This is a genomic window from Candidatus Angelobacter sp., from assembly GCA_035643775.1.
Classification (GTDB): domain Bacteria; phylum Bacteroidota; class Bacteroidia; order Flavobacteriales; family Blattabacteriaceae; genus DASQPV01.
Genome location: DASQPV010000007.1, coordinates 1 through 1,114, shown reverse-complemented (window position 1 = coordinate 1,114; position 1,114 = coordinate 1). Strand labels below are relative to the sequence as shown.

Genomic DNA, 1,114 nt, shown 5'->3' with positions numbered 1-1,114 from the left:
CTGGATGTTGGCCACGGCCTCGCGAATGTAGAGGAGGCCGGTCTGCACGCCGGGATGGAGCAGCTTGCCCGCCGGGGTGAGCGCAATCGACCGGGTGCGCCGTTCGAACAATTCGACGCCGAGCAGCGTTTCGAGCCTGCGGATCTGATGACTGATGGCGCCCGGGGTGACGTTGAGCTCCTGCGCTGCCTTGGTCAGGCTCAAAGTGCCGCGCCGCCGCCTCGAAGGCCCGCAAGGCATTCAGTGGCGGCGCCACACGCATGAGAAAAACGCACTTGGGCACCTCGAAAAATTCCTCTCGCCAAGTCGCCACGAATCTGACTCGATGACCGCACGCGGTCATGGGCGGATGGAGCGAGCGGGTCATGGGGCAGAAGGGCTTTTTCGATGTTGAGCGCAGGCTGGAGGCGATCAGCGCCCAGGGCGATCCGCTGGAAACGATCAAAAAGATCGTGCCATGGGAGGATTTCCGTACTGACATCGAGGCCGTGACGGAGACAAAGCCCGAGGAGCGCAAGAGCAACGCCGGCCGCAAGCCCTATGACACGATCCTGAAGTTCAAGATCCTGGTGCTGCAATCGCTCCACAATCTCTCTGACGATCGGACTGAGTACCTGATCCGCGACCGCATATCGTTCATGCGCTTTCTCGATCTGGAGCTCGAGGACCCGGTGCCGGATGCCACCACGATCTGGCTGTTTCGCGAGGCGTTGGCGCAGGCCGGGCTGATCGACAAGCTGTTTGAGCGCTTCGGCCAGCATCTTGAGGCTGAGGGCTATATTGCGCGCGGCGGCCAGATTATTGACGCCACGATTGTGTCGGTGCCCAGGCAGCGCAACACGAAGGAGGAGAACGAGACGATCAAGGTCGGCAAGACGCCGGAGGGATGGGAGCAGCAGCCCGCCAAGAATGCCCAGAAGGACAAGGACGCGCGCTGGACGAAGAAGAACGATGCGAGCTTCTTCGGCTACAAGAACCACCTCGGCGTGGACAAGGCGCACAAGCTGATCCGCAAATGGGATGCGACGGACGCGGCCGTGCACGACAGTCGGAAGCTGGACGATGTGCTCGATCTCTCCAATACCGGCAAGGGGGTCTGGGCGGACAGCGCCTA

Annotated in this window: 1 protein-coding gene and 1 pseudogene; one reads left to right on the top strand and one right to left on the bottom strand. The window is 61.9% G+C overall.

Going from position 1 to position 1,114, the window contains the following annotated elements:
• Nucleotides 1–262 (bottom strand): annotated as a pseudogene (locus tag VE128_00050) (LysR family transcriptional regulator).
• Between the two features lie 79 nt (nt 263–341).
• Between VE128_00050 and VE128_00045 the strand changes: the two are divergent.
• A partial coding sequence (locus VE128_00045; protein HZD83948.1) for an IS5 family transposase occupies nt 342–1,114 on the top strand: 773 nt, incomplete at its 3' end.